Consider the following 18,432-nt stretch of genomic DNA (forward strand, 5'->3'; position numbering starts at 1 on the left):
TGCCGGGGGATTTGGCTTGAAAGGAGAATCCCACCATGCTCTATATCGTCCAAACCGCCCTGGAGCTGGGCTTCCAGTACGCCCTGGTGGCCATGGCCCTGTTCCTCAGCTTCCGGATCCTGGACATCGCCGATATGACCACCGACGGCTGCTTCACCCTGGGCTGCGCCGTGTCGGTGACGCTCACCGCCGCCGGCCATCCCTTCCTGGCCATCCCCGCCGCCATGATCTCCGGGGCCTGCGCCGGCTTCGTCACCGCCTTCCTCCAGACCAAGCTGGGGGTACCCTCCATCCTGGCTGGCATCATCACCAACACCGGGCTGTACAGCGTCAACCTGATGGCCATGGGGTGGACGTCCAACCAGTCCCTGCTGCGGCAGGATACCATTTTCTCCCTGTTCCGGGACACCGGTATCGGGGGCAGCTGGTACGCCATCCTCCTGTCCGGGGCCATCACCGTGGTGATGGGGCTGATCCTGGTGGCCTTCCTGGGCACCCGCCTGGGCCTGTCCATCCGGGCCACCGGGGACAACCGGGACATGGTGCGTGCCTCCTCCATCAACCCCACCTTCACCATTACCGTGGGGCTGTGCCTGGCCAACGCCATGACCGCCCTGTCCGGGGCGGTGGTGGGTCAGGCCCAGAAAACCGTGGACATCAACGCCGGCACCGGCATCGTGGTCATCGGCCTGGCCTGCCTCATCATCGGGGAGACCCTGGTGGGCCGGGGCTCCATGCTCCGGGGCGCCATTTCCGTCATTGTGGGCAGCATCCTCTACCGGGTGGTGTACGCCCTGGTGCTCAACCTGTTCAGCAAATATATCGGCGTTCTGAAACTGGTCACCGCCATCGTGGTGGCCCTGGCCATCGCCGCCCCCACCCTGAAAAAGTGGGCCGCCTTCCAGCGGCAGAAGCGGGCCGCTCTGGCCCAATCCAGAAAGGAGACGAAGTGAGATGCTGGAGCTGCGCAATGTCTCCAAAACCTTCAACCCCGGCACCGTCAACGAGAAAAAGGCGCTGGACAACGTGAGCGTCACCCTGGAGGACGGGGATTTCGTCACCATCGTGGGCTCCAACGGCGCGGGCAAGTCCACCCTGTTCAACGCCGTGGCCGGGGACTTCTACGTGGATCAGGGGTCCATCCTGCTGGACGGCCGCAACATCACCTACCAGCCCGCCTACCGCCGCAGCCGCCAGATCGGCCGGCTGTTCCAGGACCCCATGCGGGGCACCGCCCCCCACATGACCATCGAGGAGAACCTGGCCCTGGCCTACCTGCGCACCGCCAAGCACCAGAAGGCCTATTTCAGCCGGGTGTCCAAGGCGGACAAGGAGTTCTTCCGGGCCCAGCTGGCCAAGCTGGGCATGGGTCTGGAGGACCGGATGCGCCAGCCGGTGGGGCTGCTCTCCGGCGGCCAGCGGCAGGCCCTCACCCTGCTGATGGCCACCATGGTCCCCCCCAAGCTGCTGCTGCTGGACGAGCACACCGCCGCCCTTGACCCGGGTACGGCGGAGAAGGTGCTCCGCCTCACCCGGGAGATCGTGGCTCAGAGCCATTTGACGTGCATGATGATCACCCACAACATGAAAAACGCCCTGGAGTTGGGCAACCGCACCTTCATGATGGATTCCGGCCGGGTCGTGCTGGACCTGAAGGGGCAGGAGCGGCAGGGTCTTACGGTGGAGGATCTGCTGGAGCGCTTTAAGGCTGGTGCAGGCAAGGTCCTGGATAATGACCGCATTCTGCTCTCCAACGACTGACTTTTTTCCGTGCCCGCCCACAAAACGGCGGGCACGGAAAAAATGCGGTTTACTCAGAAAAAAGCATTGACATTCCCGGCACGATATGCTATTATATTCTGGCTGACATGCTTTGAAGTTCAGCGCCCATGCGGGTGTAGTTCAATGGTAGAATCCCAGCCTTCCAAGCTGGTCGCGTGGGTTCGATTCCCATCACCCGCTCCATACGCGCCTGTAGCTCAGGTGGATAGAGCAACTGCCTTCTAAGCAGTGGGTCAGGGGTTCGAGTCCCTTCAGGCGTGCCAGTCATTCAGGGTCTTACCTTTGGATGAAGTTCCAGCGTTGCTGGCAGCAGGCACCCCTGACGCGAATCAGGCTTCGCCTCCGGCTTGCCTTCTTCGGAAGGGACTTTGGCCGGCGCACTTGCCCCCGGCAAGTCCGCTGATCGTCCAAACTTCGGTCGTGCCAGTCTTTCAGTTCCTATATGGTGGGTGTAGTTCAGTTGGTAGAGCATCGGATTGTGGTTCCGAGTGTCGCGGGTTCGAGTCCCGTCACCCACCCCATAAAAACTCAAGGCGGAAGGGCCGGAGCGTCCGCTCCGGCCCGCTGCTTTTACCAGCGACATTGGGGTGTAGCCAAGTGGTAAGGCACGGGACTTTGACTCCCGCATTCGCTGGTTCGAGCCCAGCCATCCCAGCCATATGACTCGTTAGCTCAGTCGGCAGAGCAACTGCCTTTTAAGCAGTGGGTCCGGGGTTCGAATCCCCGACGGGTCACCAATAACAAAGCCCTGTATCCTCAACGGATACAGGGCTTTTTCTTTATATCCCAGTGGTTTACAGCTATACTGTGTGCGTAAAAAATGCATTTGGTGACCTTCAAAAAGTGCGCTATACAGTTAGAAAATGCACACGGATTTACACACGGCTATTGATCGTCTGATTCACTTTTTTCTGCATTGCCATCCAGGGAATCCGGAACCACTTTGTTTCCCCCTTCATCAACTGCGGTTTTGGCGGCGGCCAGGCCTTTAATGAGGACGGCTGGCACGTCAACGCCGAGCGCCACCATATTCTCCACAATGCTGGTAAGCTCATTGATAATGTAAATAGCCAGAACAAACCAACCGATAAGCTGAAGGAACGACAGATCCAAACCCAGCACGATCCCAACATCATTAAACACAGATGAAACGCCGAAAGCCAAAGCAACGAGTACCCAGTAGGATACCTTTTTGATAACGCCTTTTGCCCCCTTTGCGCTGGACATGGTTCCTGTGGCTCTAGCCTTGAGGATTCCATAGATGTAATCCACAACATTCAGTGCAAAGAAAAATGCAAACAGAGGCCAGTGTGTGCCAAAGGCGTAGGAGAGCCCCGTCAGGACAGCTCCCCATATCAGGTTAGCCTTATCCGCAAACGCGGCAAAGATGTTTTCCATACCCATTCCCTCACTTTCCCCGCACATAGGCGGCCATGCTCTTGATCAGAGCATGAACGTTGCTGCTGGAGTAGGCGTCTCCCTTCCAGTAATCCACAGCGGTTAGGATACCGGCAGCGGCCAGGGTATCCACGGCAGTCTCCAGCTCCGTCTGCTCCGGATCGCAGCCATCGCACAGGTCCAGAATCGCCTCCCAGCCGCCTGGGGTGGCCCGGATGGTCTTGGGGCAGTCCTTGCCGTTCCAGTGGTTGTGCTGCACCACCTTGTCCAGCGGGATGCCATGCTCCGCCATCAGCAGGCGCACCAGAGATGCCGCGTTTGCCTTGGCCCGCTCAAAGTCCCCGTCCTCATTGACGCAGATCTCGATCCCGATGCTGGTGGTGTTTCCGGGGCCATTGTCGCCATCCCCGGCATGATAGGCAGGCTCGCTGTCCGGCAGGTGCTGGACAATGGAGTGATCGTCAACGGTAAAGTGGTAGCTGATGTACTTCCCGGCCGCATCGTCACTCTTGAGCCAGGCCGCATGGGCGGCGGCATCCGCGCCCTTGGCGTCGTTGCCTGTCTCATGGATGGTGATCGCGTCATCCGGATTCGTCCCGCCGGGCCGGTTTTTCCGGCCCTTGGGGATGTAGTCCACCTGGATGGCTATGCCGGTATCCGTGACCCGCTGGATGGCCTCCACAGGCTCCAGATGTTCCATAGACACCCATCCCTTGTCGGTCTGCCCCCAGCCGTCCTGAACAGTCAGGATCTCCACCACAGTGCCGCAGGAATAGGCCCCCGCCTTGTCGTGGCTTGTCCCAGGGCCGCTGCGGATATTCAGGCCGATGGACGGCGTCACGCGATATTTTCCCATACTTTCCTCACTTTCCGGCGGCTCAGGTGCCGCCTCTTTTTTTACCCACACACAGATCCAGTTGTGGGGCCGCTTTCCTCCCTGGATCTGATCTCCGTCAAAGTCGCACTGGCTGGAGGTGCCGCTGTCCAGCATCATGGCCGAGCCGCATCCCCGGTCGGCCAGCTCGTCCCGGAGCTGCTCCGGCGTCATAGCGGAATTGGTGCAGTACAGCAGCAGTGAGCTGCCCACGATGCCCATGGCGCTCCTGGGCCGGGCTCCGCCCTGTGCTCTGTCATACGGGATATCCTTCAGCGGCACCCCGTCCACGATCAGCGGCGACGTGCATATGTAATTATCAAATTCCTGCCAGGCTGTGGTCTGCGCGAGATCCAGCGGCGTGTTCCAGCCATAGCCCGCCAGATCTCCCCAAGGGGTGGCGGACAGCAGCTTGCCGTCTGCCTTCAATCCCCGGCAGGGTGTTCCGTCACCGTTCCACATGCCGCCGTTCAAAATATGGTCTGCGCCGGTCTCCGCTTTGACCTGATCCAGCGTCGTGCGGCAATTGGTCACCACAATGGACAGCCGCTCGATACGAGTCAGAGGGATAGATGCGATTTTCTTCATAATGTCACCTCACCAGCTAAATATCTTTAAGCATATGGCAATTAGCCGCTCCCCGGGACATCCGTGAGCCGAATTAACAGGTTTGCAGCGTCTGGCTGTGCCGGAAGAATGCCTAAATATCCCCCTATCCACCCTGTAATTCCGGCCTGATTGTCTAGATAAATCGCTATTTTTGCATCGGCCCATACAATCGTGCTAGAATCCGGGCCTAAAGTGTACCCGGAAACTGCAGCAGAGTATGTCATTGATGAAGCCGACGGAAGAGTCATGTCAAAAAAGGCGTTATCTGGGTTTTGAGCTATAAGCGCCAAAATCTCCGGCGCATCTGGGAGCGGCAGTGCATACTCTTTGATGCCGGATTCGATCATTGAAAGCACAGCGAGCACAACAGGTGCGCCATAGGAAGCAAGGTTGATGTGGACTGGATTTTTAGCTCCTGCGGTGTAGAGCATCCCGTTTTTTCCAATCCTGACGGGCTGTGTGTCTCCGGCCTGGGCTGGGCCTGCTTTTACGCCACCCAGCGCAACCGATGTGGCGGTGGGCAAAGTGTAACTGTTTGATGCGGCTACACCGGTGTCTACATACCGCTCGCTCTCAAAGTCCCACACCCACCAGTTGCCGTCCTGGATTTTCGGCCCGTTAACCACAGCGGTTTCTACGGTTTGAGCCGCGTCCATCACCTGATCCACCCATGCCTGCTGCGGCTCAGGCGGTTCGGGAGATGGGCCGCCCAGGGAGTCAGCGATAAACGTGCGCCAGATGGCTGATTTTACCACAACGTCGCCAATGCGGTATTGCAGCTCGGCCTGTCCGTAAATGCCTGGCTTTGCCGTATCCGCAGCCGACACAAGCCACGTCACCGCGGACCCGGAGACCACGATATCAACGGGATATGGTTCAGTCTCCCCAGGCCGCTGGGCGAGCAGCGCAACGGTGCCATCCGCGCCAAACTCGCTATGCCAGTCTGTAATGTCAAAAATAACTTGCCGTACCGCATTTTCTCCTTCCCGTCCCAAAGAGAGAACGATGCCCGGAGATGCTGTAATTGTTTTCATTTTTATCACCTCAAAAACAGCCCATAGATATGCCACAGGTTGACGATCCCGTACACCAATGCAAGCGATGCCAGCGCCCGACGGGCATTCAGCCGTTGCAGGATCCAAGCCAGTATCGGTATAATGGTTAATTTGTAGATTACCATGACCGTAGGATCTTGCATGATCGGGTTGGCCTCTGAATATCCGAGGGACAGAGCGTAGAGCGTGAAGCATAAGTCAAGTAAGTTAAGCGAAACAAGCGCTCTCATAACTCCCCCAACGTGTTATCTGCACCCAAAATATCGTTGAGCACATCTTCTGCTGCAACACCGTACACTCTTAGCCCTATCCGCTCCATTTCAGTCTGTTCCTGTCGGAACTTGCGAAGAAGCTCCATGTCTGCGTGGATGGAAATGTGAACCGTCGTCTCCCAGAGTTCTCCGGCCCGCACGATACCGTAGCTTCCGGCTTTATAAACATTCCCGTCGTCTCCGCGCACAAGAAAGTCGCTGCCGTATGCCACTGCCGAAATACCACGCCGGTTCAAATGCTGCTGCGCAGCCTTCAATATCCCATCCCCAGGGAAACTGTGACGCCGCTCCATCACACAGATGCACAGATCTCCAGGGAAAACCAGATCCACCATGCCGGGCCGGTATCCGCTATGGAAAATCAGGATGTCGTGGGCCTTGCGCACCTCCTCCCGATAGGCATCGTCCGGGGCACATCCTGCCCACAGACGCTCGGCAATGTTTACCACAACTCCCTCCTCGCCCGCCGCCTCCATCCGGGCGATCTCGGCAAACGCCGCCGGTGCGTCCAGCAGTTTATATTCCATTGCTCACCCCTCCCAGTCTGACAGCGGGTGCAGCGTGATGGTCTCCGCAAACTCCGCCCCGCTCAAGATCGTCCGCGCCGCCGCGCAGTCCGTGTACACGTCCAGCGGGACATCCGTGTCCCCACAGCTGCCGTATTTGGCATTAAACTTGGGATCAAGGGTAATTTGCCCGTCCGCCGGAGTCAGCAGCACAAGGGCGGTCTCGCTGCTCATCATGCAGCACTCCAGCAGCCTTGAAACTTCCGCACCTACGATCAGGGTGGTAAACGCACCGCTGCCCAGCTGATGGTCCACTGTGGCCCCGGCGTAGGCCCCCGTCCCTGTGATGGTCATTGTCTGGGTCTCCGCCGCATAGCTCCACCAGGTCCCGGGCCCGGCGATTTTCGGGTTCAGGCTGTCCCCGTCCTCCACCGTCATGTCCTCCAGGTTATAAGCCGCAGACGATGCCCGGGCATAGGGCAGTGTCATTCCAGCTCTGGCATTGATCAAAAAATAGTTGGTCCCGAGCAGAGAAACCGTGTACGTCAGGGTCTCGCCGTCCGGCTTTTTGAAAACGGCCTGATAGCCGCTTCCACCTTCTGAAATCGACAGTTCGATCCCGATCTCAGCGAAAGCGTCGATCAGCAGCAGGGAGCCATCCTCCACATCCTTGGTGGGAATATCCTCGCAGAGGTATATCCCCTTTTTCCCAATGTAGTCCAACTGCTCATCCATCATGGACACAAAGTTGTTGTAGGCCGCCTCCGTCACCGTCACGCCCGCGAACAGGGACCAGAAAAACGCCTGGGTGTACGCTCGTTCCATTGGATTTTGCATGGAAAAGCTCCGCTGGAGCCGCCGGAACAGGAGGTATTTGTACTGCCCCGAAGTGTACGGCATCAGACCACCCCCCCATGCTTGCGCGCCGTTGTCTCGTAGCGCTTAATCGCGTGCTTGAACTCCCCCAGGGAGAGGTCAGGGAACAAAGTCTCGGTGAAGTAAAGCTCGGCGTAGGCCGACTGCCACAGCAGGAAGTTGGACAACCGCTGGTACCCGCCGGTCCTGACAATCAGATCCGGCTCCGGGAGGTCCTGATACAGGGCCGCCGTGATCTCCTCCTCCGTCCTGGCCCCACGGGCCACCGCGTCCGCGATCTCCATGCGGCCGGAGTAGTTACAGCACAGATTAAGGGTCAGGCCGGTGCAGTGGGCTGTCTCCCGCTGGATGGTATCCATCTTTGCCAGGCTCTCAGCAGGCACCCGCTGTCTGGTGCCTGAGATGACCACCCGGATGTTGTTCTCCGCAAACTCCGGCCACCGCTCGAAGTAGTGGTTTGCCATGGCAAAGAGGCTGTCCACCTCAGCCTTCGGACGCGCCCAGTTCTCCCAGCTGAAACAATAGACAGACAGCGTCGGGATTCTAAGGTCCACACACCAGTGCATCATGTCCTCCACCTTGTTCAGGCCCTGCTCATGGCCGGCGGAGCGCTCCAGCCCCCTGCGCTCCGCCCACCGGCCGTTGCCATCCGCGATGACGGCCACGTGCTTCAGCACGTTCATACAGTCACCTCCCCGGTGGCCGGGAACACCGCCGTCACCACGCCGCTGTCTGCGGCATTGCTGACGCCGGACGCCCCGGCGGCCGTAAACAAATTGGCCGTCACACCCTGCATGGTGTAGCCCACTTTGGCCGTCAGGGTGATAGTGGCGGTGTAGGCCGTGCTGGCGGCAAACGCCCCGCCGCTGATCTCCGGGGCCCACGCCACCGACCCGGAGTACTGCTCGTTGTCGATCTCCATCACTGGCGCCGCACCCGCCGCCGGCGGCGTCAGCCCCGTGATGGCTGCCTCCGTAACCGGCACAGGCTCACACGCCTCCAGGCCGAACAGCGCAATGGTCAGATCACGGTCAGGGGCATTGACGGCATTAATGGTAACCGTGACAGATCCCGCTGTCTTTTTCTCCTGGTTCGGCTCCGTGACGGCGGTATCCACGATGCTCAGCGCCGCCGCCACCACCGCCTGGGTGTTGACGGCCGGTGAATCCGGCATCAGGCCGATCTGGAGCCCGCCGTCCCCGATCTTGTACCCGGTGCACACCAGCTCGTAGGTGGTCCCTTGGACGTCCGGGTCCCAGCCCTCCAGATCAAATTCGACAGGCAGGCCAACCACAAATTCCCCAGACTGTATGTCAGAGATTGCCTCCGCCATCTCGGGGACAGGAATAGGGGCGCTTCCGCCAGTCTTACCACGGATAGAATTTGCAATGGCCGTCAGGGTGGTGTCCTTGATCATATACTCAGCCATCAGAAACTCGCCTCCTCAGCTGCAGGAACCGCCTCTGATACCCAGGCCCCATCCCGCGCCCTTAAAAAGTCGCCGTCCACATTAGGCTCCGGCAACGGGTCGGGATCAGGGACCATTTCCAATGATAAATAGGTCATCGAATTCTTAAGGCTCAAGAAAACGCTTATACCGCCGTTAAGATAGAATCGGCCAGAAAGTTGATAGGTATTCGCCATCTCAATTGCCGCCCCGGAAAAGTATCCCTGCACGGGAAGCGGAATCCCATCGGCTAAAAATACAATTTTTATTATGGCTCCGCCTGCCATAGCCGCCGCTTTGATCTGCTCTCCGACCGATTCCGGTATCATTTCCGAAGCACTCGCAGCACTCAGGATCACGCCATGAGACACCAGGTCTATGACCGGGACAGATGGAGATATGGCCGCCGCCGGAAACCTCCGGATGTTTCCGTTAATCTCCATGATGAAATGATCACCGTCACCGATTTCCTCCACAATGGGCTTTTCGCCCAGTTTCGTCGTCGCCATGCCTGCTCACCTCCCTAATATGCCGTATTCGTTTCCGCTGAAATCCAGGATGCGAAAAAAATCCGTTTTCCAGAGCTGCCCGTCTATGGATGTCATCACCAGGTCCTCCGACACAGCCAGAAACCTCCCTTCCCCGGAAATAATCAAGGAAGCCGATACAACATCAGGCACATCCACCAGGGACCAGGTAAACCCATCATTAGTCACCAACAGCTGATTACCGGACACCTTCAGCACAAGAGCATTTCCGTCCGTCATAATCTGCTCATTGGGTCCGGATATGGATATATCCTCAAATTTCTGGACTGTCCAGGACTGGCTCGGATCATAATTCGATACCGCGACCTGGATATAAGCTGGCATACCCACAGCGCTTGACTGTACACAGCAAAGCCATTTTTTCAGGACTTTCGAATAGATAAGTTCAAGCCCTTTTGTGTTATCTGCATCCACAAAATCGAGCCGCTTTTGCAGCGCAGTCCATGATACGCCATCATCAGAAACGGATACATATCCTTTGTAGGTTACTGCAACAAATTTCCCGTTCCCGTATGATACACCAAGGTATCCATCCCCCGCCTGGAGAACCGGCGTATTGTGCTGCGTCCAGGCCACCCCGTCTTTTGATGTCCAGAAATGCAGATACCCGGACGAGGCCGCGTTCCCGCCAGGGAAGCTGACAAACAAGCCCTTTCCATATGTCAGGTATCCTCGCGATCCGTATACACCAGATTCATTTTCGATTTCGGACCATACTTTCCCATCCGTGGAATACGCAATTTTATTTATTCCGACCGCCAAGAATATCCCATTTCCGCACGCAATCCCGAGATAGTCATCAGCCCCATGGTACCCTACCGTCCACCTGAGGCCGTCTTCCGAGGTGCAGAATATGGCCTGGTCTGCCATAGCGCCTTTTTCGCACGCAAGGACAACATATATCCCATTCATGCGGCACCACGCAGCCATCCAATAATTGCCCAGATTGGTAAGCGCCCCTGTCTGGAGCCTCTCCGCTTTGCAGTTCACCCCCAGCTTGTTCCGCAGCGCCTCGTAGCTGCTCACCCCCGTCCCGCCACGGGCAACGCCCAGGGTACCGGAGGTAATATCCGTGGCCGTGTGCTTGTGGCTGGCCGCAGCGGCACCCGTCTGAGCTGCCGTCACCTTGTGGGGGTTGCTCCGGTCGGCCAGGTGCGAGATGAGAGTCACCACCGCCCGGGCGATCTTGCCCATGGCGGTACTCAGTTTCTCTCCGCTGGACAGAGCTGCCGTGGTGGCAGGCGTTGTATAGGTGGGCGTCTGGTCGTTGGTGGACACGTTGGGGACGTTGCCCAGACCCACCTGCTCCTTGCTCACCTGGTGCGGGTTGTCCCGCCGGGCAACAAAATCATCAAACTCTGCTTTGCTGACATAAACCAGGCTCTCGGAGATGGAGGCGGTGACGTTCTGGGCATCCCCGATGTAGACCAGCACATCCATTTGGGTCTCCAAGACCTTATCCGCGCTGGCCGGAATGTAGTCGGCCTGACTCTCCTGGGTGTACTCATAGGCGTAGAGCAGGGTACGCTCCGGGGCGTCCGGGTCTTTTGCCAACACCCCCAGCTCCGTGGCCCGGAACCCGGCCTCCACCTCCCCGTTGGAAAACACATAGGTCAGTGTGACAAAGATGTCGCCGATCTCATACTTGGAGATCTCCGCCGTCAGCAGCGGATTGGACAGGGCGGCGGCGCTCTCCCCGGCGTCCGCCCCGTTGCCCAGTTGTATGGCCGCAAACTCAATGGTCGCCTCCCCGGCGATGGTGCGCAGCAGCAGATCCATCCCGCTGGGCGTCAGTTTCAATGCCATGGTTTCAATCCTCCTCGTCTATGATGCGGTTGCCGGCCTCATCGGCCAGCAGGTCCCCGTTCTCGTCCACTAGGTAGGTCACATCCAGCGCGGGCGGGATCTCACAGTCCACAGTCAGACTCCGCCCCAGCCGCACCGCGAAGCCGGTGTAGAGCCGATGCTCCCGGCGGAGCATCAGCAGCACCAGCAGGGCCATGCCCAGGTGGGCGGGCTTGATCTCGTTGACGGCGGCCCGGATGGCGTCCACATCCGGCGGCAGGCCGGAATCCGGGACGATGCGGATCAAAAAGGAATAGGCCCCATGATCCTCCACAATCTCCACCGTGCCATCCACAAACGCCAGCACGACGGAGCGGATCAGCTCCGCCGTGGGCGTCCCCTGCCCTCTCAGCTTGGACAGGACGCGGGTGCGCCGGGCAGCGTCCGTCTTGTCCGGCTCCACCGGGATGCCATAGGCGGTCTCCCACAGCTCCAGCCCCCATCCGGAGGCCGTCTGGGGCCACAGCTGGGCCATGGTAAACTCTACATCCTGCCGCAGCCGGGCCACCGCCAGCCCCAGCACCCGCTGGAGCTCGGCAAAGGGCAGGAATCTGTACAGCTCCGGCAGCTGGGCCATCAGGTCGATCTGCTCCATCAGACCGTCACCTCCACGCTCCCCAGCACCGGCGCCTGCCCGGCCGACACCTGGATGTCCTCCGCTCCGCCGTTGACGGTGAGGCTGGTGGCATCCTCCACCCCGTCGATGGTGAGCAGCAGAGCCAGCAGCCGGTTATAGATCAGTGTGTACGGTCTGTCCTCCTCTGGGGTATAGTAAATCTGCGCGTAGTTCTGCTTCACCAGGCCGGCCAGATACTCCCGCAGCCGGGCCTCCATCTCCGTGCGCACCGTCTCGGCCGATACGGCGGAGCGGAGCACCACCGTGGCCGTCACGGAGATCTCAAGCGTCTCCGGGGCGGCGGCCTCCGGGGCAGCGCCCACAGGCCGCTGAGCGTCCAGCAGCTCCTGGACCTCCTCCACGATCTCCCCGGCGGCAGGCTCCATGTTGCTGTCCACCAGGTAGACCTTCACCGTGTCCGGCCCGTTGGCCAGCTCCACCACCTTGGCCTCCCCCACGCCGGGGATCTCCATGGCCCAGGCCCGGTACTGCCAGCCGTTTGCCCCGTTGATGGGCTTCTGGCGGCGCTCGGCGATGCGCTGGCACAGGGCGGCGTCGCTTTCCGTGTCGGTGCCGCCGGAGGCCTCCCCGTTGACGTAGGAGGCGAGGCCGGGTACATTGACGTACATACTGGTGATGGCCCCGGCCAAAATGTTGTACGCCGCACCCTCCTCCGCCGCCTCCAGGCGGCCGACAGCGGTGCCCTCCGCCGGGATGGTCATCGCAGCCTCCAGGGCAAACCGCAGGCCGGTGGCGGTCAAGAAGACGGCGCCCTGCGGGATCACGGTGCCCGGGTCCCCCGTCAGGGTAATGTCACACACCGCCCGGGTGCCCGGGCGGCGGGTGATGTTGAAATAGGTCTCTCCCACCAGGTCGATGTATCCGCCGGAGGTTTCATCAATAAACAGCATGGACGTGACGGCGGGCAGGGCCTTGTAGACCTGGCTGATCTGCCCGGCCACAGGACCGATGGTGGCGTCGGCGTAGCTCCCGGCCATGGCGGACAGGCCGGTGTCCGGGGAGATCTCCCCCAGCAGCTCCGCCTTGATCTGCGCCTGGGTGCGATCGTCAAACATAGAACTCCTCCTTGCCGTAGATGCTGGAAAACTCCACCTCCATGTGGAGGGTGGAGCCGTCAAAGGTCACATTGGACACCGAGCAGGCGGTGATGTACGGGGACACCAGCAGGGCATCCTGGACGTAGCGCACCGCCTCGCTGCGCTTGGTCTCCGCCTGGTAAGGCTGACCCACCAGGCTCTCCAGCTCGCAGCCATAGGACCAGTCAAAGGCGCTCCAGCGGTACCGGGCGGTGGCCACAGCCCGCCAGGCCCAGCTTTTCACCGCCTCCAGGCCGGTGACGGTCACGGGATTGCCGCTCTCCCACCGGGGCGTGCCGGCGTCGTAGTCCATAGCCACGTCTGTGTACAGGGGCAGCTGCTCCGTCCGCCCGCTCCCGGGCGTGGGAAACAGGGGAAACAGGCTCATGCTCTCACCATCCTCGCTATGAGATAATAGTCCTGGCCGTCCTGACTCAGCAGCACCACCCGGTCGCCCTTCCGCAGCAGGTTGAGCTCCCCGTGGTCCTCCTGCCATTTGTAGTCCAGGCCCACCGCCAGGTACAGGTCCTCCGGCTCCAGCTGGAGGCCGCCGCAGCTGACCCGCAGTCTGCCCCGCCCGGCCTCCATCACCGTACCGATGAAAAATGCGGAGGGGCTACCCACCAGCCCGGCGGCCCGCCCCATGCTCTCGGCAATCCGGCCCATGTTTTCCTCAAAGGTACGCATCAGATCTCACTCCCCGCGTTGGTGTCGTCCAGCAGATTGCGGAAATTCAGGGTGACCTTGCAGAAATACTGCTTGTTCTTCCAGGTGTGGGTGTCGGCATCGATCCAGAAGAGGCCGGACACCCCGCTGCCGGTATCCCGCAAGATCACCGCCTCCCCGGCGATGAGCCGGGGATCTCCCAAAGTCTCCACGGTGAGCCGCTGCTGAAGGCCGTGAGCGGCCAGCCAGGCCTTTGCCTCCTCCTGGGCGTCCTCCCCGTCCCGCTGGATAATCACGTGCTCCAGGCGGCCGTTGAGGGCGGTGGAAGCGCTGTCCTCAACCCGGCGCACCAGGGCGCCGGTGTCGCTGCGGATGGCCACCGCGTTCTGCAAGTCGGTGATGTCCCAGGTGTTGGTCACCCCCATGGTGGAGGCAATGGTGATGGAGGCGGAGGTGGGCCGCTCCACCACCTCCAGCTGCCCGTCCCCGGTGAAGCGGACCAGGTAACGTTTCCCGGTCCGCTCCCCCGCCTTGGCGTACAGGGTACGGATGATCTTGTCCAGAGCCACTCCGGCAAACTTCCGGCTTACCGGCACCCCGGTGGACGCCAGCCGGGCCACCGGGATACCGTAGTCCCGGGCTATGGCGGCCACCGCCTCCTCTGGGGTCGCGCCGGTGAACTTATACCACCCCTCGTTGCCCACCAGGTACCGCCCCCGGTCCAAGGCGGACAGATCCACCAGCGCATCCTGGGAGGTGGCGGTGGCCGTAAGCAGCGGCCCGGTAAATCGGGTCTCGCCGTCCAGCCGCAGGGTCAGCACCGCCCCCTCCTCCAGGGCGGGTGGCTCCACACTGCCGTCCCTGGGCACCGCCATAGATGCGGACAGCTCCCGGGCCGTCTGGTCCACGCTTCCGCTCCAGCTGAGCTCCTTGATCAGCTGTGTCGTGTCCCGGTCGGTAGCGCCTCCCGGGGCCGTCAGAATCAGGTCATAGTCCATAGTCTCACCTCATGGCCGCCTGCTCTTTGACCAGCTGCATCTTCCACCGGGCGGCGTCCGGATCATAGGCCGTCGTGGTCCGGTTGGCCACCGCCACGCTGGCGCTGGCCGCCATGGCCGCCGGCAGGTCATCCACCGGCGGGATGGTGATGGTCTGGCCCGGATAGATGAGATTGGGATTTTTGATGACCCCGCTGTTGGCCGCCGCCAGCCTGGCGGCATAGGAGCCGCTGCCGTAATATTTCTGAGCGATCCCCCACAGGGTGTCCCCCGCCCGGATGGTGTAGGTGCGGGTTACGGCGGCGCCGGTGGCGGTGCTTCTGGCGGTCTCCGCACCCCCGCCGGACACCGCCAGCACCGGGGTCTCCGGCTTGCGGTACTGTCTCAGGATGAGGGTGGCATAGAGGTCGTTGGTGCCGTCCCGCTCGCCGTAGGAGATACTCTCCAGCAGCACCTGGGCGTTGGTAGGCGTGCCGGACACCAGCCAGCGTACCACCGTGCCGGCGTCGCTCCACCGCTCCAGCTGTTCCAGATAGATGTATGGGTTGGCCACCGCGCCCGGATTGCAAAAAGAATAGAGCCGGGCGGGGAGCAGCACGTCGGACAGGGTGCAGCTGCCCATCAGCGCGCCGCCGGGGAGGTTGATCTCCCCCAACCGGTCCAGCTGGATGGTCTCCACCCGGTTGGCGTGCTCCCAGGTGTAGGAGGCGGGGGTCACCGGCAGCACCAGCTCCTTTCCCGCCCCCTCCTCCAGGAACGACATGATCCGTCTCATGTTTTCACCCTCCCCGCCGCCAGCTTGACCTCCAGCGCATCGGCCAGCCGCTGGGCGATCTCCTCCGCGCTTACCCCGGCACCGAAGCTGTTGCCGGTAATGGTGATCTGGATAGGCGTTCTGCTCCGGTCGTCCTCCCGGGCCTCCCGGGCGGTGAGCACCCGCTCTCCCTGGTGGAGAACGGCGGCATATCCGTCATAGGGCACCCTGGCCAGACCGTAGGCATAGCCCCGGTCATGGTAGTTGCTACGGCCGGTAGTGGGGGTTTCGTCCCTGTCATAGCCACGGTTATGATAATTGCTGCGGCCGGAGGAGGTCGTGCCGGTGCCAACCAGCTCAAGCAGGCCGGCGGCAAGGCCCTTGCTGTACTCCTGGCTTTTTCGGTAACCTGCGTCCCAATAGGCCTGGTTGGAAGATGCGTCCTCCCGGATACCGGTGGCCAGGGCCATCTCGGACTCCAGGACCAGCTGGGCACCCTCGGATGCGTTGTACTCGTTCATACCTGCCACCTTGGCCTCCATCAGCATACGGCCAGCCTCGGCCATGCCCTCGTCGGTGCCGCTCTCAATGGCAGCTTTGTACTCGTCGGAGTTGATGACAGCATCCATGGCGTCCCGGATGTACTGCTCCTTGCTGTTCTCCAGCTCGGCCTGCCAGGCGCCCATTGCCCGATTGGCCTCCTGGATCATGGCGCCGCTCTCTCCGCTGAGGTAGTCAATCTCCGCCTGGATGCCCTGCTTCCGGGTCTCGTTGTAGCCCTGGCCGTAAGCGTTGTCCATCTCAGTCTGGGCGTCAGCCAGGGTGGAAGTCAGGCCGGAATATGTCTGGGACATCTGGTCCATTGCCCCGGCGTACTGGTCCAGGCCCTTCTGGATGATATCAACCGCCTCCTGGCCCCCAATACTGCCCTTGGAAATCATCTCGTAGATGTCCCCCTGGGTCTTATCCAGGGCCTCGGACAGCATCTCCAGGACGTTGATACCTCGATCCTGGAATGCATTCATGTCCTCTCGACTAAACATGTCGCTTGACTGCATCCGGCTCATCACCTGGGCCATGTAGGTCATACCTGAGGCGTCGGTGCCCACGGCGCTGCCCGCGTTGCCGAGGCCCTCCAGCAGCTCCAGCATCCGGTCTGGATCGTCCCCGAACCCGGTGGCCAGGGACCGGCTCATCTGGGTCAGGTCACCATACTCCATGGGGGTGTCGGCCGCCATGGTGCGCAGGTCCTCCAGGTAGGTATCTCCCACGCCCTTCCCCAGCAGCTGGTTGAAGGCGATGGCGTCCAGCTCCCGCTGGGCGGCGGTGGCGCTGCCGGAGGTGATGGATTCGGACATCTCATCCAGTTGTCCCTGGGTCGCCTCCTGCACGTAGGACTTGAATGCCTCATCCCGCTGTTCGTAGACCTGGCTGGCGCCGGTGAGCAGCCCGATCCCGGCGCCGGCGGCCGCGCCCACGGCAGTGCCGATGCCGGGCAAAATCATTGTTCCGATAGCCGCTCCGCTGCCGGCGCCGCTGAGGGCGCTGGAGAACAGGGAGCCCATATCGCTGCCCAGGCCGGAGCTGACCAGGGTGTTGGCCCACTGTCCTGCGGCCTCTCCCAGCATATCGTACAGCCCGGCCTGGCCCAGAGCGGAGAGCATCCCCATCCTTCCGGAGCCGCCCGCCCGGTTTTCCGCCCGGCTGATAGCTCCGGTGGCTTTTTCCATGTCTCTGGTGGTCTGGCGCACCTGCCGGCCTACCAGGTCATACTGCTGGCGGATGTTTTCCAGGTTCTCCTCCGCCTTCTTCCAGTCCGCCTCGGCCGCCTGCCGCTCCGCTTCGGTGGCGGCATCTCCCAGAGACTCAAAGGCTTTCTGTGCCTGCTGGGCCTCCCGTTTCGCCCCGGTCAGATCCACGCGCATCTGCACCCGGGTGGCATTGAGACGGTCCAGCTCCTCCTGTAAGTACTTGACATCCGACCGAAAATTGGTCACAGAGCTCTTCATGGCTACGATAGCTGCGGACAAGTTGTCCTGCACGCTCATGGCGATGCTGGCATCTGCGGGCATTTAGGTTCCCTCCTCTCTCCGCCTGTTATGGTCGAGCAGCATGGCACAGATCACGGCCCGCTCCCCGGGACTGCGGCGGAAGTAGTCGCCGGGGAAGATGCCGTGGCGGATCAGCAGCAGCTGAGCCGCCGCCAGATCCGTGTCATGGGTCAGTTTTTTTCCAGGTCCTCCATGGCCGCTCCGATGGCGGCGTCCTGCAGGTCCTCCTGATCCATGGAGATCACAGCGCCCGGACCGTAGCCGTTGAGCAGGTCGCAGCGGCGGACGAGGGCCCGGATCTCACCGCCCCGGAACAAATCCTTGATGGCGTCCACCGGAGTGGGCCTGCCCATGTGATCCCGGTACCAGGCCGGATCCCGGAAGTTGGGATCCACCACCGAGGCCAGCAGGTAATTGATATTGGCGTCCTCGATGCCCCGCAGCTGCTCCAGCTTGTTGTAGGACAGCTCCCGGAGGGTGATCGTCAGGCCCAGCCGGGGGACCATGACCTGCTGCGTCTCCGGCTCCCCCACCTGAATGTCCAGCAGCGCCCGCACGGCGCTCTTTTCCTTGTCCATCGGAAATCCTCCTTATTCCACCGGGATGGCGTCCAGCAGCTGATAGCGGGTGAAGGTAAAGGGCACCGTCACCTTGCCGCTGGTGGCCGCCTGCCAGTCCGCCAGGGTCACGTCGGTGAACTGCACGCCGTAATAGGCGATACGCTCCGCCCCGGCGCTGGCGGGGTCCGCCAGCTTGGACACAATGGTACACTCCGGGATATCCCCGTCCTGGGCCCCCTGCATCCGCTGGATCATGCCGGAATCAGCCTTGTAAAGCATCAGGGAGCCGGTGCCCTTGCCGCTCACAGGCTTCTGGGCCTCCATAAACTGGCCGCACAAATTGATGGTATCGCTGCTGATCTCCAGCTTGCCCTGGCAGCCGTAGCACTCAGCCAGCCGCTCGGCATCCACCCACACGGAGCCATAGGTGCCGTTGGGGATCTTCCGTGCGGTCATACCGGATCTTGCCATATGTTTC

21 protein-coding genes and 5 tRNA genes are annotated in these 18,432 nt (G+C 61.2%); 7 read left to right on the forward strand and 19 right to left on the reverse strand.

From position 1 onward, the window contains the following. Window positions 1-35: 35 nt before the first annotated feature. From E0E41_RS06040 to E0E41_RS06070, 7 genes are all read left to right on the forward strand, one after another. Window positions 36-953 carry an ABC transporter permease gene (locus tag E0E41_RS06040; protein ID WP_130869166.1) on the forward strand — a complete coding sequence of 306 codons (918 nt, stop codon included), beginning with the start codon at window positions 36-38 and terminating at the stop codon, window positions 951-953. A 1-nt stretch (window position 954) separates the two neighbouring features. Further along, window positions 955-1,761 carry an ABC transporter ATP-binding protein gene (locus E0E41_RS06045; protein ID WP_130869167.1) on the forward strand — a complete coding sequence of 269 codons (807 nt, stop codon included), beginning with the start codon at window positions 955-957 and terminating at the stop codon, window positions 1,759-1,761. 130 nt (window positions 1,762-1,891) lie between these two features. Beyond that, window positions 1,892-1,965, forward strand: a tRNA-Gly gene (locus E0E41_RS06050). A 3-nt stretch (window positions 1,966-1,968) separates the two neighbouring features. Then, window positions 1,969-2,045: transfer RNA gene (locus E0E41_RS06055), tRNA-Arg, on the forward strand. Window positions 2,046-2,227: 182 nt separating this feature from the next. Next, window positions 2,228-2,303, forward strand: a tRNA-His gene (locus tag E0E41_RS06060). 62 nt (window positions 2,304-2,365) lie between these two features. After that, window positions 2,366-2,440, forward strand: a tRNA-Gln gene (locus E0E41_RS06065). A 3-nt stretch (window positions 2,441-2,443) separates the two neighbouring features. Beyond that, window positions 2,444-2,519: transfer RNA gene (locus E0E41_RS06070), tRNA-Lys, on the forward strand. 148 nt (window positions 2,520-2,667) lie between these two features. On the opposite strand, the gene E0E41_RS06075 is transcribed toward E0E41_RS06070, so the two are convergent. From E0E41_RS06075 to E0E41_RS06160, 19 genes are all read right to left on the reverse strand, one after another. Beyond that, entirely contained in the window at window positions 2,668-3,180 is a 513-nt protein-coding gene (locus tag E0E41_RS06075) for a phage holin family protein (protein ID WP_207303199.1), read from the reverse strand. A 10-nt stretch (window positions 3,181-3,190) separates the two neighbouring features. Then, on the reverse strand, window positions 3,191-4,642 hold the full coding sequence (locus E0E41_RS06080; RefSeq protein ID WP_130869169.1) for an N-acetylmuramoyl-L-alanine amidase: 1,452 nt from the start codon (window positions 4,640-4,642) through the stop codon (window positions 3,191-3,193). 41 nt (window positions 4,643-4,683) lie between these two features. Further along, window positions 4,684-5,697, reverse strand: a complete 1,014-nt coding sequence (locus E0E41_RS06085) for a hypothetical protein (protein WP_130869170.1) — start codon at window positions 5,695-5,697, stop codon at window positions 4,684-4,686. A gap of 5 nt (window positions 5,698-5,702) precedes the next feature. Then, on the reverse strand, window positions 5,703-5,948 hold the full coding sequence (locus E0E41_RS19240; RefSeq protein ID WP_368019882.1) for a DUF5658 family protein: 246 nt from the start codon (window positions 5,946-5,948) through the stop codon (window positions 5,703-5,705). Continuing rightward, the gene (locus E0E41_RS06090; RefSeq protein ID WP_130869171.1) at window positions 5,945-6,517 is read right to left on the reverse strand and encodes a hypothetical protein; all 573 of its coding nucleotides are present in this window, start codon (window positions 6,515-6,517) and stop codon (window positions 5,945-5,947) included. The genes E0E41_RS19240 and E0E41_RS06090 overlap by 4 nt, the downstream gene beginning before the upstream one ends. Before the next feature lie 3 nt (window positions 6,518-6,520). After that, window positions 6,521-7,396 carry a hypothetical protein gene (locus E0E41_RS06095; protein WP_130869172.1) on the reverse strand — a complete coding sequence of 292 codons (876 nt, stop codon included), beginning with the start codon at window positions 7,394-7,396 and terminating at the stop codon, window positions 6,521-6,523. Next, window positions 7,396-8,055, reverse strand: coding sequence for a polyprenyl diphosphate synthase (uppS, locus tag E0E41_RS06100; RefSeq protein ID WP_130869173.1), 660 nt, complete (start codon window positions 8,053-8,055; stop codon window positions 7,396-7,398). Before uppS ends, E0E41_RS06095 begins: the two co-directional genes overlap by 1 nt. After that, window positions 8,052-8,801 (reverse strand): hypothetical protein, encoded by a 750-nt coding sequence (locus E0E41_RS06105; protein ID WP_130869174.1) that lies wholly within the window; start codon window positions 8,799-8,801, stop codon window positions 8,052-8,054. The genes uppS and E0E41_RS06105 overlap by 4 nt, the downstream gene beginning before the upstream one ends. Continuing rightward, window positions 8,801-9,328, reverse strand: a complete 528-nt coding sequence (locus E0E41_RS06110) for a hypothetical protein (protein WP_130869175.1) — start codon at window positions 9,326-9,328, stop codon at window positions 8,801-8,803. The genes E0E41_RS06105 and E0E41_RS06110 overlap by 1 nt, the downstream gene beginning before the upstream one ends. Window positions 9,329-9,334: 6 nt before the next feature. Continuing rightward, complete coding sequence (locus E0E41_RS06115) at window positions 9,335-11,173, reverse strand: hypothetical protein (RefSeq protein ID WP_130869176.1); 1,839 nt, start codon at window positions 11,171-11,173, stop codon at window positions 9,335-9,337. 4 nt (window positions 11,174-11,177) lie between these two features. Further along, window positions 11,178-11,807, reverse strand: coding sequence for a putative phage tail protein (locus tag E0E41_RS06120; RefSeq protein WP_130869177.1), 630 nt, complete (start codon window positions 11,805-11,807; stop codon window positions 11,178-11,180). Then, complete coding sequence (locus E0E41_RS06125; RefSeq protein WP_130869178.1) at window positions 11,807-12,904, reverse strand: baseplate J/gp47 family protein; 1,098 nt, start codon at window positions 12,902-12,904, stop codon at window positions 11,807-11,809. Before E0E41_RS06125 ends, E0E41_RS06120 begins: the two co-directional genes overlap by 1 nt. Next, window positions 12,897-13,313, reverse strand: a complete 417-nt coding sequence (locus E0E41_RS06130; RefSeq protein WP_130869179.1) for a DUF2634 domain-containing protein — start codon at window positions 13,311-13,313, stop codon at window positions 12,897-12,899. The genes E0E41_RS06125 and E0E41_RS06130 overlap by 8 nt, the downstream gene beginning before the upstream one ends. Continuing rightward, window positions 13,310-13,612: a hypothetical protein gene (locus E0E41_RS06135; RefSeq protein WP_130869180.1), complete on the reverse strand. Its 303-nt coding sequence runs from the start codon at window positions 13,610-13,612 to the stop codon at window positions 13,310-13,312. Before E0E41_RS06135 ends, E0E41_RS06130 begins: the two co-directional genes overlap by 4 nt. Then, window positions 13,612-14,589, reverse strand: coding sequence for an XkdQ/YqbQ family protein (locus tag E0E41_RS06140; protein WP_130869181.1), 978 nt, complete (start codon window positions 14,587-14,589; stop codon window positions 13,612-13,614). Before E0E41_RS06140 ends, E0E41_RS06135 begins: the two co-directional genes overlap by 1 nt. A gap of 4 nt (window positions 14,590-14,593) precedes the next feature. Further along, complete coding sequence (locus E0E41_RS06145) at window positions 14,594-15,364, reverse strand: LysM peptidoglycan-binding domain-containing protein (protein ID WP_130869182.1); 771 nt, start codon at window positions 15,362-15,364, stop codon at window positions 14,594-14,596. Further along, window positions 15,361-17,415: a tape measure protein gene (locus E0E41_RS06150; protein ID WP_130869183.1), complete on the reverse strand. Its 2,055-nt coding sequence runs from the start codon at window positions 17,413-17,415 to the stop codon at window positions 15,361-15,363. The genes E0E41_RS06145 and E0E41_RS06150 overlap by 4 nt, the downstream gene beginning before the upstream one ends. A 149-nt stretch (window positions 17,416-17,564) precedes the next feature. Continuing rightward, entirely contained in the window at window positions 17,565-17,972 is a 408-nt protein-coding gene (locus E0E41_RS06155; protein ID WP_130869184.1) for a hypothetical protein, read from the reverse strand. A gap of 12 nt (window positions 17,973-17,984) precedes the next feature. Continuing rightward, on the reverse strand, window positions 17,985-18,425 hold the full coding sequence (locus tag E0E41_RS06160) for a phage tail tube protein (protein ID WP_130869185.1): 441 nt from the start codon (window positions 18,423-18,425) through the stop codon (window positions 17,985-17,987). Window positions 18,426-18,432: the final 7 nt, after the last annotated feature.

Source organism: Intestinimonas massiliensis (ex Afouda et al. 2020) (genome assembly GCF_900626285.1).
Lineage (GTDB): Bacteria > Bacillota > Clostridia > Oscillospirales > Oscillospiraceae > Flavonifractor > Flavonifractor massiliensis_A.